General features: G+C 61.2%; 11 protein-coding genes and 2 tRNA genes. 4 read left to right on the top strand and 9 right to left on the bottom strand.

Features of this window, described 5'->3' with window-relative positions; genetic code table 11:
• Window positions 1-52 precede the first annotated feature (52 nt).
• The 5 genes from AC1RMD_RS24660 to acs form a co-directional block, all read right to left on the bottom strand.
• Window positions 53-3,061, bottom strand: coding sequence for an NACHT domain-containing protein (locus tag AC1RMD_RS24660; RefSeq protein WP_492930333.1), 3,009 nt, complete (start codon window positions 3,059-3,061; stop codon window positions 53-55).
• A 169-nt stretch (window positions 3,062-3,230) separates the two neighbouring features.
• Entirely contained in the window at window positions 3,231-3,875 is a 645-nt protein-coding gene (locus AC1RMD_RS24655; RefSeq protein ID WP_492930331.1) for a DUF4102 domain-containing protein, read from the bottom strand.
• On the bottom strand, window positions 3,868-5,178 hold the full coding sequence (locus tag AC1RMD_RS24650) for a tyrosine-type recombinase/integrase (RefSeq protein WP_492930329.1): 1,311 nt from the start codon (window positions 5,176-5,178) through the stop codon (window positions 3,868-3,870). Before AC1RMD_RS24650 ends, AC1RMD_RS24655 begins: the two co-directional genes overlap by 8 nt.
• A 230-nt stretch (window positions 5,179-5,408) precedes the next feature.
• Window positions 5,409-5,499: transfer RNA gene (locus AC1RMD_RS24645), tRNA-Ser, on the bottom strand.
• A gap of 76 nt (window positions 5,500-5,575) precedes the next feature.
• On the bottom strand, window positions 5,576-7,564 hold the full coding sequence (gene acs, locus AC1RMD_RS24640; RefSeq protein WP_492930327.1) for an acetate--CoA ligase: 1,989 nt from the start codon (window positions 7,562-7,564) through the stop codon (window positions 5,576-5,578).
• A gap of 224 nt (window positions 7,565-7,788) precedes the next feature.
• Here acs and AC1RMD_RS24635 point away from each other — a divergent pair, with 224 nt between their 5' ends.
• The 3 genes from AC1RMD_RS24635 to murI are packed head-to-tail and all read left to right on the top strand — an operon-like array spanning window position 7,789 to window position 10,818.
• A complete protein-coding gene (locus AC1RMD_RS24635; protein WP_492930325.1) occupies window positions 7,789-8,415 on the top strand; it encodes a YqhA family protein in 627 nt (208 codons plus the stop codon).
• Between the two features lie 28 nt (window positions 8,416-8,443).
• Entirely contained in the window at window positions 8,444-9,973 is a 1,530-nt protein-coding gene (locus AC1RMD_RS24630) for a fumarate hydratase (protein ID WP_492930323.1), read from the top strand.
• Window positions 9,973-10,818 carry a glutamate racemase gene (gene murI / locus AC1RMD_RS24625; RefSeq protein WP_492930321.1) on the top strand — a complete coding sequence of 282 codons (846 nt, stop codon included), beginning with the start codon at window positions 9,973-9,975 and terminating at the stop codon, window positions 10,816-10,818. Before AC1RMD_RS24630 ends, murI begins: the two co-directional genes overlap by 1 nt.
• Window positions 10,819-10,824: 6 nt before the next feature.
• Here the strand turns inward: murI and AC1RMD_RS24620 are convergent, their stop codons facing one another.
• The 4 genes from AC1RMD_RS24620 to AC1RMD_RS24605 form a co-directional block, all read right to left on the bottom strand.
• A complete protein-coding gene (locus AC1RMD_RS24620) occupies window positions 10,825-12,975 on the bottom strand; it encodes a xanthine dehydrogenase family protein molybdopterin-binding subunit (protein ID WP_492930319.1) in 2,151 nt (716 codons plus the stop codon).
• The gene (locus AC1RMD_RS24615) at window positions 12,972-13,433 is read right to left on the bottom strand and encodes a (2Fe-2S)-binding protein (protein ID WP_492930341.1); all 462 of its coding nucleotides are present in this window, start codon (window positions 13,431-13,433) and stop codon (window positions 12,972-12,974) included. The genes AC1RMD_RS24620 and AC1RMD_RS24615 overlap by 4 nt, the downstream gene beginning before the upstream one ends.
• 81 nt (window positions 13,434-13,514) lie before the next feature.
• Entirely contained in the window at window positions 13,515-14,843 is a 1,329-nt protein-coding gene (locus AC1RMD_RS24610) for an ATP-binding protein (RefSeq protein ID WP_492930317.1), read from the bottom strand.
• Entirely contained in the window at window positions 14,840-15,505 is a 666-nt protein-coding gene (locus tag AC1RMD_RS24605; protein ID WP_492930315.1) for a response regulator, read from the bottom strand. Before AC1RMD_RS24605 ends, AC1RMD_RS24610 begins: the two co-directional genes overlap by 4 nt.
• A 189-nt stretch (window positions 15,506-15,694) precedes the next feature.
• Between AC1RMD_RS24605 and AC1RMD_RS24600 the strand changes: the two genes are divergently transcribed.
• Window positions 15,695-15,770, top strand: a tRNA-His gene (locus AC1RMD_RS24600).
• The last annotated feature ends 153 nt before the right edge of the window (window positions 15,771-15,923 follow it).

Here is a 15,923-nt window from a genome sequence, read left to right as displayed (position 1 = left end):
GTTCGCCATCCAGTTTGAAGACCGGGTGCCGCAGACTTAAACGAAAACCCGTTTACACAGAATCCAGTACACCCCCGGTGGTCAAACTAAATCTCGATATACGGTGAGTTAGTCCGATCGCTAGCGCACTAGTAATGGCCACCCTGTCCTTCGCAGTCCAGGGACGGTTTGTAATTGCTGCGACAACTCTGTCGACCGGGCGTCGCTCCGGAAAGTGCCCGAGCAATGTCAATGTCGCACACACAAATTCAGTCTCGAGAACGTCGAAATGGCTAAGTAGCTCCTCAAACGCACCTATGTCTCCAACACTCATAGAATAGAGAAGCGCGATGTTGCGAAGTGGTCCGGTGAGCTGGTCCAGGGCGAGTAGGTCTTGAATGCGATCACGATTGTTCGATTTGCACCAGTCGAAAATCAAATATTCGAGTCCCTTCTGTGCGTCGGCGGCCGACAAATCCTTATCACTCAATAAACGCACTATTGTGCTGGCGTCAACCGTTGAGCATGCTAAGGCACCAGCTGCGGTTGACTTACGGTGATAATCCTCTGCAGTTAGGCCTTCGATAATAAGGCGTTCTATCATGCTATCGAGATTACGCCCTGACTTGCTCCAGGCGGCGAGTCTTATTTGCAATGGCATTGCATCGTCCACCGCGACGCTAAAAGCAGTATCGCCGTCAATGCATCCGAATTTCATATGGCGTATCAGGCAGCTGATCGCATCTGCCTCTTCTCCGTCTCCTGACCCGGACTTATATCGTTCGATATACAGAACAAACACTTCGGTTCCGATGCGATCAACCTCGTCTTGAAGATCCGATATATTCAACAGTCCATTGATGTTGCCAGCGACGAGTTCTCGAAGGACCGAAATGGAAAGCGTACTGTCCCGGTTCAACGCCACTATAGTGCCTGCTCCATTGTGGAGCAGGGAGCGGTTACTGAGTTTTGCGCGGATCGCGCTATGAAGTGGCCTCGAAAAGACATCCACAATAATTCCGTCGACCAGCCTGTTAGTTTGCCAGGAGTTAGTTCCCCAAATGGTTGCAAGACGTTGGCCAATTTCCTCCCATTGCGCAGGAGTCACAAGCATGCCATTGGCTAAACACCGCCCAGTAAGCCGGAGTCCTGTATAGAACGCATCGTCGTCCTGAGCAAGTATCTGGGCAACAATTGGCGTGGAATCAGGATGCCGCTCGAGAGCGAACTGAAGTGCTTGTGCCCAAGGCCGCTTAAACATCATTTTGAGTCGTTGGGCTAGTTGGTCGCCTGGCAGCTCGATCAGTTCTCTCGAGGCGAGATACTCTTGAACGATCGGGAACGGAAATGATAGCCGTACTAGGCTTGTGCGCCGCAGTATACCTCGCCGGATCAGGGCTTCTCTTGCGACATCGGGCGAAATAGAAGGTCCCACATCCTTGGAACAAATTGAAAACAACTGCTTCGATACGCCAACAGAGTCTGTTTCTAGTGCCTTGAACGCCGCCCGTTCAACAATTCTTCTTAGGGTTTCGACGTCAAGTGAGTCGCTTTCCGTGCGCTTGAATTCGAATGGCCTGAAAAGCGTCTCGATGTACGACTCCAGCAGGTCGCTGCGTCGCAAATTTTCGGACTCGAGTCGCATTACCAGCATGAGGGCAAAGAAAATTGGGATACGAACTAAATGTGCAAGATCGGTCCGGGAAGCGATTCTCCTCAATATAGTGTCAACCAGCGTTGGCTCTCCTGGCCGATAAAATGCGACATACTGTCGAATTTCGGCATCGCGCAACGGAGAAAGCTCGACCATCGTTGCTCCGTGAAACGGAGGCAAGGCGGCGGCATCGCGCACGGTTAGCATCCATCGGATTCCTGGGTGTGCCGCACAATATACTTTTAGCCGCTCTATGACGACCGTGCGCTTCTCGCTCGAAACCTCATCAAGACCATCAACGAATAGAACCAATGCTCCCGTCGCTGCAGCCGCTTTCCAATCTATCTGGACACCGAATTCGCGATTCACATTCTGTTCGAGATAGTCACCAATCGTAAGCCCTGAATCAGAAAAGCTGGTGACCTGTATGATTGCAGGTATAAGACCACCTGCGGAGATTTTACGAGCGATTGCGTTCACTAAGGTTGACTTGCCAAAGCCGGGTCCAGCGATTACCACCATTGCATTTAACCCATTGCTTGGGAAGTTCCGAAGATCGATTTCCTCACTATCCATGAAATCGCGCCACCGAGGCAGATCGTCGTCAAAGTCGACACGCTTATTCCGGTCGAATCGTAGCCCGCGTGGCCAGAGGAACTCTGTACCTTGCGCTGGTCGGAAATCTGTCCCAGGCACTTCGATGGTCGCTAACGAACCTACGGCAGAAAGATACGATGCCAATCCCCAGCTCGACGGCGTTGTAATGGTAATTTCGAATTGGTTATTTAGCCGATCTCGAAGTCCTGCGCTGTGAAAGCGACTGCGCGTCTCTGCGCCCTCCCATGCAATCAAGGTCAGTGCCTCATATAGCCGAGCTGCGGTCACAGAAGATTCTGGTATCCAAATGGGAACGTAGTCTCGGTCGATTTCTGCCGCAGGCATAACCGTGATTTCAATCCGTTTGAAAAGCTGAAATACTTCCGTCTCTCCAGCATTTATCGCACGCGCAATGGATGTCGCAAGGTGTTGCTGTGTACTGGTCAGCCTCGCAAACCATTCTTTAGCATCAGCGCCATCAGTACGGTCGCCTAATGCTCTCAGGTCGGTAGCTGTAGCAGACGGCTCGCCCAGAACTAGCGACAGTGAGTCGTCTGGGGATAGCGGCTGGCTGTGCATCGACGCCCAAAGAGAGACCCAGGTATCTCCCGTCCGTTGCAAGGCCATCTTCACCTGGAAAAACTGGCGGGATCCATCATCAAAGTGAACGACGAAGTCGTCTACTTTGTCGGGTGACTCGATTCGCACCTCAATTGGACGATCACGGCCGTGGCGCTGGCGCGCATCAATCATTCGCCCGAGATAAAGTGCGACTACTCGGTCTTGATACCTGATGCCTGCCTGGGTAGTTGGCCCGCCGGTTTCTGTCAATTGGTTGTCCTCTCTATTTGGTTTTTAAAGTCATTTCCGTCACTCTAAAGAACGAAATAACGCAGGATGCATGTTTCATGCTGCAGCAAGTGTCGCTTATGATACCCGTTATGAGTTACTTCTCAAGAAAGGACGTTTATGGCCGCTGAATGGAGCGATTCAGTTGGCGTCAGATCAAGCGCACCTTATCGTTAGCACGACGCGCCCTGCACCTCATATCGCTCATAGCAGTGACCAATTCTTCCATGCTCATTCCACTCCGCAAATAGCTAACGGCAAGTGCTGTCGCTACGCTTTCCAGTTCCCGAGATATCTTCTGCAACCCGGATTGCTCGATCTTTCGGATGGCGGCTCGTTGGATGCTGTGTTGGGCTTCATCGATGGGGATGCGAGCCAGTGAAGGGAATAAGGTCGTTTCGAGATGGCGAATAGCGTATCGGGTCGCGCCCAGAATGCTTGACTGCACATGTCCCCACTCAGGCTCGTCAAAAATTTCGTCCAGTGGAATTGGCTTTGATGGTTGATGCATTTTTTCCCGATTGAATTCCGCGCGAGGGTCCTGCATCCGCTCCAGCATCTGGTGCGCAGTAAGCCTGTGTTCGCGCGCTTTGTCGATGGCGACTTCAGGATACCAGCCGAAAGTGAGCGTATTTTCTCGGCCGTCACTTTCGCGATACTTCATACGCCAGATCTTGCTTCCGTTGGATCGCACCTCGAGGAACAGACCGCCACCATCGAATAGCTTATACGGCTTCTCTTTCGGCGCGGCTTGCGCTATGAGCGTTTCGGTGAGGGGCACAATGCGCTTAGGCATGCTGGTCTCCCGCTCCGTCATCTCGTGTGAATTCGCTTTGGACCAACTTTAACCTTGGTCGTTTCGGCGGCGCCCCCTTTCCGCTGACCGCATCGATGTAATCAGCCCAGTCCTGCATCATCTTGCGTCGCTCAGCGAGGAACTGGGCGCGGTCGTAAGCGCTTGCGACCTTGTCCTTCGGCGCATGCGCCAGTTGCCGGTCCACGACCTCATGCCGGTATCCCAGGCGCTCCTTGATTGTGCTCATCGCTAACGCCCGGAACCCATGGCCAGTCATCTTCCCCTTGTACCCCATGCGCCCGAGCGCCACCAGTATCGTGTTGTTACTGATCGGCTTTTTGGGATCGCGCTGGTTCGGGAACAGGTGCTTGCTGCGTCCCGTGATGGCATGCAGCTCACGCAACAGCGCCAACGCCTGCCGGGACAGGCAAACGTGGTGGTTGGTCATGTCAGGATTGACGGTCAGCTTGCCACGCTTCATGCGCTGCCAAGGAATGATCCATTCGCCGCGCTCCAGGTCAATTTCGCTCCATGGCGTCTCGATCAACTCGCTGGTACGCACGAAGATCAGTAGCATCAAACGGAGCGCGATCCGCGTCGGCGCAAACATACGGGCCTCGTTCCGCTCCAGGATGGCGAGGAACTGAGGCAGTTCATCGGCATCAATGGCGGCAAAATGGCCTGTGCGTGCAGTTTTCAGCACGTCCTTCATATCGACCACAAGATTCCGGTCGGTAAAGCCGCACTGGATCGCGTAGCTGAAAATTTGCGAACACACGGCTTTCATGCGGTGCGCCACTTCGTTCGCGCCGCGATCTTCGATCTTGCGCAGCACGGCAATCAGGTCGCGATGCTTGATCTCATTGATAGGCATACGGCCGATGGCCGGGAAGATGTCCGCTTGCAAGCGCTGAATGGTGTTCTTGGCCGTTCGCTCACTCCACGTTGGCACTTTATTGCCGTGCCACTCGCGAGCAATCTTCTCGAACGTGTTGGACGCCTTTTCCTTTTCCAGGCGCTTGGCGTCATCGCGGTGCTTGGCAGGGTCTATCCCTTGCAGCAGCAGGCGGCGGGCCGCCAGGCGCTTTTCTCGCGCATCGTGCAAGGTGATTTCCGGATAAGGGCCAAACGTCAGCGTGTTTTCCTTGCCGTTGGTCTGGCGGAACTTGAATCGCCAGATGCGGGAGCCGGTGGGCGCGACGTCCAGGTACATCCCGTCACCGTCGAACATCTTGTAAGGCTTCTCGCGCGGCTTGGCGTTGCGGACAAGTAAGTCAGTCAGAGGACTAATGATCTTGGGCATGGCGACCTCCTATACAGCGTGCTGTAAAGATCAATATAGTCCGTTTTTTAAGTTTTTGGGGTAGACAAGTCGCGTCCTGCAGAGCTATGCCCTAAAACATGCGCTTTCCTAAGGTGGACGTCGGGAGACGTCCTGAAGCGCCCAGAAACAAAAAAACCGCTTAGATTCAAGATCTTAAGCGGTTTTTTTGCGACGGTTTAGACGTCTGTGTACTTCCTGAGCTATATCCTTGGCGGAGAGAGGGGGATTCGAACCCCCGATAGGCTATGAACCTATACACGCTTTCCAGGCGTGCGACTTCAACCACTCATCCACCTCTCCTGCATATCTTCCCCTTCCGGAGAAGCCGCGAATTATAGCAAACATTCCCGAGAGTACAAAGTTTATTTCCCCACCCTCAGGAAGCTTCCTTCAACTGCTCCAGAATCGCCGGATTCTCCAGCGTGGACACATCCTGCGTAATCACCTCGCCCTTGGCCAACACCCGCAACAAGCGCCGCATGATCTTGCCCGAACGCGTCTTCGGCAGATTATCCCCAAAACGAATCTCCTTCGGCTTGGCGATCGGCCCAATCTCCTTGGCCACCCAATTGCGCAGCTCCAACGCCAGCTTCTTGGCCTCATCCCCAGTAGGACGCGCCTGCTTCAGCACCACAAACGCGCAGATCGACTCGCCCGTCGTATCATCCGGCTTGCCCACCACCGCAGCCTCGGCCACCAGCGGATTGGCCACCAGCGCCGATTCAATCTCCATCGTGCCCATGCGGTGACCCGACACGTTCAGCACATCATCGATACGCCCGGTGATGGTGAAGTAACCCGTATCCTTGTTCCGGATCGCCCCATCGCCAGCCAGGTACATCTTGCCGCCCAACTCCTCCGGGAAATAGCTCGACTTGAACCGTTCAGGATTGTTCCAGATGGTACGGATCATCGAAGGCCAAGGACGCTTGACGACCAGGATACCGCCCTGCCCGTTCGCCACATCCGCTCCAGCCTCGTCCACGATGGCCGCCATGATGCCCGGCAGCGGCAAGGTGCACGAACCCGGCACCATCGGCGTCGCGCCCGGCAGCGGGGTGATCATGTGGCCGCCGGTCTCGGTCTGCCAGAAGGTGTCGACGATCGGGCACTTCTCGCCGCCCACCTGCGTGTAGTACCACATCCACGCTTCCGGATTGATCGGCTCGCCCACCGTGCCCAGCAAACGCAGCGACGACAGGTCGTAGTTTTTCGGATGCACTTTCGGATCCACATCCGACGCCTTGATCAACGAACGAATCGCCGTCGGCGCGGTGTAGAAGATGCTGACCTTGTGCTTGGCGATGGTGTCCCAGAAGCGGCCGGCGTTCGGGAAAGTCGGCACGCCTTCGAATACCACTTGCGTCGCGCCCACCGCCGTCGGACCGTAGGCGATGTAGCTGTGGCCCGTCACCCAGCCGATATCGGCCGTGCACCAGTACACATCGGTCGGCTTGATGTCGAACGACCACTTCATCGTCAGCGCGGCCCACAGCAGGTAGCCGCCGCTCGAATGCTGCACACCCTTGGGCGTGCCGGTCGAACCGGACGTGTACAGGATGAACAGCGGATGCTCGGCATCCACCCACTCCGGCTCGCATTCGGCCGGCTGGCTGGCCACCAGCTCGTGCAGCCACAGATCGCGACCGGCCTGGAAGTTGATGTTGCCGCCAGTGCGTTTGTAGACGATCACGTCCTTGATGGTGTCGCAGCCGCCCAGCGCCAGCGCTTCGTCGACGATGGCTTTCAATGGCAGGCTCTTGCCGCCGCGCATTTGCTCGTCGGCGGTGATCACGGCCACGGCGCCGGCGTCGATGATGCGCTCTTGCAGCGATTTGGCGGAGAAGCCGCCAAACACCACCGAGTGCGTGGCGCCGATGCGTGCGCAAGCTTGCATCGCGGCCACGCCTTCCACCGACATCGACATGTAGATGATCACGCGGTCGCCCTTCTTGATGCCGCGCGATTTCAGGCCGTTGGCGAATTTGCAGACTTTCTCGTGCAATTCCTTGTAGCTGACGTTGACCGACTTGCCGTCGTCCGCTTCGAAAATGATGGCGGTCTTGTCGGCGTTGCCGTTTTGCAGGTTGCGGTCCAGGCAGTTGTACGACACGTTCAGGTGGCCGTCTTCAAACCATTTGTAGAACGGCGCGTCGGCTTCGTTCAGGACTTTGGTGAACGGCTTTTGCCAGACCAGGTTTTCCTTCGCCAGGCGTGCCCAGAAGCCTTCGTAGTCGGCCTCCGCCTCCGCGCACAGCGCGTTGTAGGCTTCCATGCCGGCCACGGTGGCCTGCGCGACAAACGCCGCCGGGGGCGTGAAGATGCGGGATTCCTGTGGACCTTGTTGGGTGGTAGTGCTGCTCATACTTGTCTCCAGAGTTTGTAGTCGTTTGTCATAAACATAAACTTCATCGCTTACTGAGCCCTTACAGATTGATTATCCCCGGCGGAGGATGTAATGCCCTATGTAATTTTACCAATATTTCATCAACCATACGTAGTCATCACACGTCGCTGCGATTGCTGGGCAGCACGTGTAAAATGTCGGCTATCCCGTTAGCATGCACCAATTCAAGGAGTCCCGCCGTAATGACCAAGCCACCACCGAAGCTGCGACCGCTACCCGCCTTTATCTTCATGACGCGCTGGCTTCAGTTGCCGCTGTACCTGGGCTTGATCCTGGCACAGTGCGTTTATGTGTTCCATTTCTGGGTAGAACTGAAGGACTTGATCGGCGCCATCATGGGCAACGATGCCTCCTTGCAGCACATCCTCGCCGCCGTGGCCGTGCACGCCCCGACGCCGGAAGCGGTGGCCGCGGCCGCCGCAGCCCACGATGCACCGGCCAAGCTGACCGAAACCACCATCATGCTGGTGGTGCTCGGCTTGATCGACGTGGTCATGATCTCCAACCTGCTGGTGATGGTCATCATCGGCGGCTATGAAACCTTTATCTCGCGCATGAACCTGGACAGCCACCCCGACCAGCCGGAATGGCTGTCGCACGTGAACGCTTCCGTGCTGAAGACCAAGCTGGCGATGGCCATCATCGGCATCTCGTCCATCCATTTGCTGAAAACGTTTATCAATGCAGCCGTCTACGACCCGAAAACGCTGATCGCGCAAACCGTGATCCACGTCGTTTTCCTGCTGTCGGCGCTGGCGATCTCGTACACCGACCGCATCACCACGCTGACCCACCAAGATTCCCACTAAGCAGTCCACTCACTCACGCGAGAACATCATGACCATCATAAAGCAAGAAGACCTGATTGAATCCGTTGCCGCCGCGCTCCAGTACATCAGCTACTACCATCCTGCCGACTATATCCAGCATCTGGCGCGCGCCTATGACGCTGAGCAAAGCCCGGCCGCGAAGGATGCGATCGCGCAGATCCTGACCAATTCGCGCATGTGCGCGGAAGGCAAGCGTCCGATCTGCCAGGATACCGGCATCGTCAACGTCTTCCTGAAGATCGGCATGGGCGTGCGCTTCGAGGGCTTCTCCGGCACTGTCACCGACGCCGTCAACGAAGGCGTGCGCCGCGCCTACAACTTCGACGACAACAAGCTGCGCGCGTCGATCGTGGCCGACCCGCACTTCGACCGCAAGAACACCAAGGACAACACGCCGGCCGTGGTCCACATGGAACTGGTCGAAGGCAACACCGTCGACGTCAAGGTCGCTGCCAAGGGCGGCGGCTCGGAAAACAAATCCAAGATGGTCATGATGAATCCTTCCGATTCGCTGATCGACTGGGTGCTCAAGACCGTGCCGACCATGGGCGCCGGCTGGTGCCCGCCTGGCATGCTGGGCATCGGCATCGGCGGCACCGCCGAGAAGGCGATGCTGATGGCGAAGGAAGTGCTGATGGAAGACATCGACATGTACGAGCTCAAACAGCGCGGCCCGCAGAACAAGCTGGAAGAACTGCGCATCGAACTGTGCGATCGCATCAACGCGCTGGGCATCGGCGCCCAGGGCCTGGGCGGCCTGACCACCGTGCTGGACGTGAAGATCCTGACCTACCCGACCCACGCCGCATCGAAGCCGGTCGCGATGATCCCGAACTGCGCCGCCACCCGCCACGGCCACTTCGTGCTGGACGGCTCCGGCCCCGCCTACATGACGCCGCCTCCGCTGTCGACCTGGCCTGACGTCAGCTGGGCGCCGGACACCGAAAAATCCAAGCGCGTCGACCTGAACACGCTGACCAAGGAAGAAGTCGCTTCGTGGACGCCGGGCCAGACCCTGCTGCTGAACGGCAAAATGCTGACCGGCCGCGACGCCGCGCACAAGCGCATCCAGGACATGCTGGCCAAGGGCGAGCAACTGCCGGTGGACTTCAAGAACCGCGTGATCTACTACGTCGGCCCGGTCGATCCGGTGCGCGACGAAGTGGTCGGCCCGGCCGGCCCGACCACCGCCACCCGCATGGACAAGTTCACCGACATGATGCTGGAACAAACCGGCCTGATCGCGATGATCGGCAAGGCCGAGCGCGGCCCGGTGGCGATCGAATCGATCAAGAAGCACAAGTCGGCCTACCTGATGGCGGTCGGCGGCTCGGCCTACCTGGTGTCGAAGGCGATCAAGGGCGCCAAGGTGCTGGGCTTTGCCGACATGGGCATGGAAGCGATCTATGAGTTCGACGTGGTGGACATGCCAGTGACCGTGGCGGTCGACGCCGCCGGTACGTCGGTGCACGAAACCGGTCCGAAGGAATGGAAAGCCAAGATCGAAGCGCTGAACGTTCCGATCGTTACCGCCTGATGCACGCCGCCCGCTCTCCCGGTGCTCCCATCGGTGTCTACGACTCCGGCGTGGGCGGGCTGTCGGTGCTGCGCCACATCCGGGCGCAGCTGCCGGCTGAAGACTTGATCTACTTCGCCGATTCCGGCCATGCGCCCTACGGCGAAAAAACCGAACAATACGTGGTCGACCGCGCGCTGCTGGTGGCCGCCTTCCTGCTGGAACGCGGCATCAAGGCGCTGGTGGTGGCCTGCAACACCGCGACCGTGGCCGCCATCAAGGCGGTGCGGGCACGCTATCCCGATCTGCCGGTGGTCGGCGTCGAACCCGGCCTGAAGCCGGCCGCCGCCGCCACGCGCAGCGGCAAGGTCGGCGTGCTGGCGACGGCGCGCACGCTCAAGGGCGAAAAGTTCCTGCTATTGCGCGAGCAAATCAGCGCCGCCACCCAGGCGGAGTTCCTGCTGCAACCATGCGTCGGCCTGGTCGACCAGATTGAACTGGGCGACTTGCACACCCCCGCCATCGCCGCGCTGCTGGAACAATACGTGGCGCCGCTGCTGGACCAGGGCGCCGATACGCTGGTGCTGGGCTGCACCCACTACCCCTTCGTCAAGGCGGGCATAGAACGGGTGCTGGACGATCACGGCCACCCCGACGTCACGCTGATCGATACCGGCGACGCCGTGGCCCGCCAGTTGGTGCGCCTGCTGGACGCCGCCGGCTTGCGGCGCGCCGCGTCCGACGCCGGCGCCAACGATACGTCATCCCATGTCACCGGCTATACCACCGGCCACGCAGCGGCACTGGAAGCGGCGTTTTCCTCGCTGCTGGGATTGCAGCCGGCGGTGCACGCTATCGCTCCCTGATACGCCTCACAAACTTAATCCCGCCCTGGACAAGGGCAGCGTACGCACGCGCTTGCCGACGGCCGCAAACAGCGCGTTGGCCACCGCCGGCGCCAGCGGGCCCACCGCCTCTTCCCCGACGCCGCCCGGCGCTTCCTGGCTGTCGAGCAGGATCACCTGCACCGGCGGCATGTCGGCCAGCGTGATCAGGCGATAGTCGTTGAAGTTGGACTGTTCGACCGCCCCCTTGCTCAGCGTGATCTCGCCATAAAACGCCGCCGACAGCGCGAACGCAATCCCGCCTTCAATCTGCGCCCGCACGCTGCCGGGATTGACCACGACGCCGCAATCGACCGCCGTCACGATGCGGTGCAGCTTGACCTTGCCGCCATCGACCGACAGCTCCACCACATGCGCGACCACGCTGCCATTGGCGGTATCGATGGCGAAGCCGCGATGGCGGCCAGGCGCCGGACTGTCCCATCCCGCATGCTTCGCCACCGCCTCCATCACGCGCCGCTCGCGCGCCTCGGGCTTCATCATGCGGCGCCGGTAGGCCAGCGGGTCCACCTTGGCGGCCGCCGCCAGTTCGTCCACGAACGATTCATAGGCGTAGATGTTCTGCGACGCCGCCACCGCGCGCCAGTAGCCGACCGGCACGCCGGCATCGATGGTGCTGGCGCGCAGCATGGTGGCGCCAACGTTATAGCAGGCAGGCACCGGCGTCAGGACGCTGGTGTCCACCGTCAACTTCTCCTTGGGCCGTCCGTACAGGCTGGAATGATCCAGCAAGGATTCGGCCGCGCTGTCAAAACGCATGGCAAGCGGCATGCCTTGCGCGTCCAGTTCCGCCTGCAAATGCACGGCGGCGGCGGGACGATAGAAATCGTGGCGCATGTCTTCCTCGCGGCTCCAGATCAACTTGACCGTGGCGCCGGTGGCCTTGGCGATGGCGGCGGCCTGCAAGGCGAAATCGCACTCGATGCGGCGGCCGAAACCGCCGCCGGACAAGGTGGTGTGGATGGTCACCGCCTCCGGCGCCAGTCCCAGCGCCTTGGCCACGGAATCGCGCGTGCCCGATTGCGATTGGGTCGGCAGCCACAGCTCGGCCGATTTGGCGTCCACCCGCGCGGTGCCGTTCATCGGTTCCATCGTGGCGTGCGACAGGAAGGGAAAGGTATAAACCTGGCCGACGCTGCGCGCAGCGCCCTTGGCGGCGTGTTCGTAGGCGGCGACGATTTGCTCCCTGGTCTTGCCGGCCTTGCGGCTGACAAACACGCCGCCGCCGGCCGTGGCGGCGGCCAGCAGCGCGGCATCGTACTCGATCGAATCGCGTTGCGGCGCCTGCTTCAGGTCCCACACCGGCTGCAGCACCGCCAGCGCCTTCCTGGCGCGCCAGTAGCTGTCGGCCACCACCGCCACCGCGTCGTCCAGCGGCACCACGTGCCGCACGCCTGGCATGGCCAATGCCGGCGCCGGATCCACGCGGGACAGGCGGCCGCCAAAGTTCGGGCATTGCAGGATGGTGGCGATCAGCATGCCGGGTTGGCGCACGTCGATGCCGTATTGCGCGCTGCCGTCCACCTTGGACGGGATGTCGAGCCGCGCCATCGCCTTGCCGATAAAGCGCCAGCGTTCGCGCGGCATCAGCGTGACTGTCTCCGGCACCGGCAGCTGGGCCGCGGCGATGCACAGGGTCGCGTAGGCCAGGCGCCTGCCGCTGGCGCGATGCAGTACGTAGCCGGCGTCGGTGTCGCAGTCGGCGGCGGGCACCTGCCACAGCCTGGCCGCCGCGTCGACCAGCATCGCGCGCGCCTGCGCGCCGGCGCGGCGCAGCGCCTCGAACTGGCGCGAGATCCCGCCGCTGCCGTAGGTCGCGTACTCGCCCCAGCCGGCATTGAAGTGCCGCTCGTCGACCGGCGCCATTTCGATGCGCACCAGGCGCCAGTCCAGATCCAGTTCGTTGGCGACGATCTGGGCGATGCCGGTACCGCTGCCCTGGCCGATTTCGCTGGTGTTCGACAGGATGGTCACGGCGCCATCGGGCTCGATGCGCAGCCAGCCCGCCAACGCTGTCGCCGCGCCGGAGCCGGCCAGCGACGGAACCGCAATCATCAGCGCGCTGGTGCCCAGGGCTTTGAGGAAGTCGCGCCGCTGCGGACGCGGCACGGCGCTCATGCTGTTTCTCCCAGCGGCATGCCGGCCGCGCGTTTGATCGCGCGCCGCACCCGGTTGTAGGTACCGCAACGACACAGGTTGGTCATCGCTTCATCGATCTGGGCGTCGCTCGGCTTGGGCGTGGATTTCAGCAGCGCGGCGGCGGCCATCAGCATGCCGGACTGGCAGTAGCCGCACTGCGGCACCTGCTCCGCGATCCAGGCCTGCTGCAAACGCTGCCCGCCATTGCTGGCCAACGCTTCGATGGTGGTGATGCGGCCGGCGCCCACCGCGCTGGCCGGCAGCAGGCAGCTACGCACCGGCTGGCCGTCGACGTGCACCGTGCAGGCGCCGCACAGGCCTGCGCCGCAGCCGAACTTGGTGCCCGTCAGGGCCAGCGTATCGCGCAAGGCCCACAACAGCGGCGTGTCCTCGTCCAATTCCACGTGGTGTGCGCTGGCGTTGACGTTCAGGGTGATCCGCATGCTGCTGTCTCCGTTTTTTTGTTCAGGAGCAGCCAGCTTGGCGCGGCAGGATTAACGCCGCATTAACAATGTCATTTAACTTTGGCGCGGCAGCGACAGGCGCGCTTCCAGGCCGCCGTCCGGATGGCGGCGCAGCGCCAGCGCGCCGCCCACGCGTGTGGCGATGGCCTGCACGATCGACAATCCCAGGCCGCTGCCGCCCTCGCCCCGGCGCCAGAAGCGTTCGGTGGCGCGCGCCAGTTCCTGCTCCGTCATGCCGGGGCCGGCGTCGCGCACGATGAAGCAGGGCTGCTCGCCGCAGGCCTCCAGCGCCAGCTGCACGCAGCCGTTCGGCGGCCCGTGCCGCAGCGCGTTGTCGAGCAGGTTGCGCAGCGCGGTCACGGCCAGCGCCTGCGGCATCGCCAGCCGCAGGCCGCCGCCCTGGTCGTCCAGCACAATGCGCTGCGCGTCCGGCGCGGCCGCATCGCGCATCGCCAGTTGCGCCACTTGGGCGGCGTCGGCGGCTTCTTCGTCCTCCCAGCTGCACGGGCCTTCGACGCGGGCCAGCGTCAACAACTGCTCCATGGTGTGCTGCATGCGCGCCACGCCTTCCTGCGCGTGATCGAGCGCCTCGGCGGCATCCTCGCTGCGGCTCAGGCGCAGCACTTGCAGATGCAGCTTGATGGCGGTCAGCGGCGTGCGCAGTTCATGCGCGGCGTCGCTGGTGAAGCGGCGCTCGCGGCTGAAGGTGGCGGCGATACGGCGCAGCATGTCGTTCAGCGTCGCCACGAGGGGTTGCAGGTCGCGCGGCGTGGCGGCCTCCGGCACCGGGTCCAGCGCGTCCGGCGCGCGCTGCGCCAGCAGCTGGCGCAAGCGCTCCAATGGCAGCAAGGCGCGGCCCGCACCCAGCCACAGCACCAGCAGGCCGCCGACCAGCGCCACCGCGAACGGCAGCGCCGCCGCCAGCATCACGGTGCGCATCAAGTTCTGGCGCTCGGCCACCAGGTCGGCGGTGGTGATGACCAGGCCGTGCGCGGCGACGCTGAAGGTGCGCCACGGGCGGCCGCCGATCACGCGTTCGGAAAAGCCGCGTCCCGAGGTCGGCAGGCTGGCGGCCGGCGCGCCCGGCGTGGCGCCCACGACCTGGCCGCGCACGGAGCTGATCTCGCACACCAGGCCGTTTTCGCCCAGCGGCGCGGCGATGGCCAGCGTGCCCAATGACGCGCCGCGCGCGGCGGCGGCCTGCCACAGGGCCGGATTCTCGGCCACCAGGCCGGACACCATCCCGGCCGCCATCTCCAGCCGCTGGTCCAGCGAGATGCGCAGCTGCCGCTCCAGGTTGTGCTGCATCCACCAGGCCATGCCGCCCCACAGCAAGCTCAGCGACACGCCGATCAGCAGCAGCAGCCGCAGTCGCAGGCTCACGGCGTGGCCGCGCCGACGCGGTAGCCAAGGCCGCGCACGGTCTCGATCAGGCCGCTGTCCAGTTTGCGCCGCAGGTGGTGGATGTGGACGTTGAGCGCATTGCTCTCGATGTCTTCATGGAATTCGTACAGGCTATCCTTGAGCTGGTCGGCGCTGAGGATGCGGCCCTGGGCGTTCAGCAGCGCCGTCAGCAAGGCCAGCTCGCGGCGCGACAGCGCCACCGGCGTACCGCGCAGCAGCACCTCGCCGCTGGCCGGGTTGACGCTGACGCAGCCATATTCGATCAAATCGACGCTGCGGCCGGCGCAGCGCCGCGCCAGCGCCTGCAGGCGCGCCACCAGTTCGTCGAGGTCGAAGGGCTTGAGCAGGTAATCGTCGGCGCCGGCGCGCAGGCCGCCGACCCGGTCGCCGATGGCGTCGCGGGCACTGAGGATCAGCACCGGCTGCGCCATGCCGCGTGCGCGCAGCTGGCGCAGCAAGGTGACACCATCGCCGTCGGGCAGGCCGAGGTCGAGGATCACCACATCGCACTGCAAGGTGGCCAGCACCGCCTCGGCCTGGGCCACGGTGCTCACATGGTCGACCGCCATGCCATGCGCGCGCAAGCCGGCCAGGATGCCCAGTGCAATCAGTTTATCGTCCTCCACCAGCAAAATCCGCATCGTTCCTCCCGTGCGCCATTGTTGCCACTGGCGATTAAGGCTATGTTAACACTCACTGCGGAGGCTTGCTATTTGAACAAAATAGCATTTATTCAGAAAACCTTGCATTTAGATTTGCACGTTTTAAAACTGGCTTGTATAATTCGGCACCTGTCTACGAAACAGTAGACAAAGTGAAGTAAGTCAGTGGTGGCTGTAGCTCAGTTGGTAGAGTCCAGGATTGTGATTCCTGTTGTCGTGGGTTCGAGCCCCATCAGCCACCCCACAGAATACGTAGGAAAATCAAAGGGTTACGCGCTTGTCGCTGTAACCCTTTTTTGCATTCTGCGCTACACGATTGCCTCTCAACGGCCCCCACCCCGACTCTTGATCTCCCGCAACTGTGGGCTATCCTACGACAGGTAAATTTCTATCCTGC

The sequence above is a fragment of the Duganella sp. GW822-FHT06D06 genome (assembly GCF_058799615.1).
Note: the sequence above shows the minus strand (reverse complement) of the source record. Positions and strands in the feature narration are given on the sequence as shown.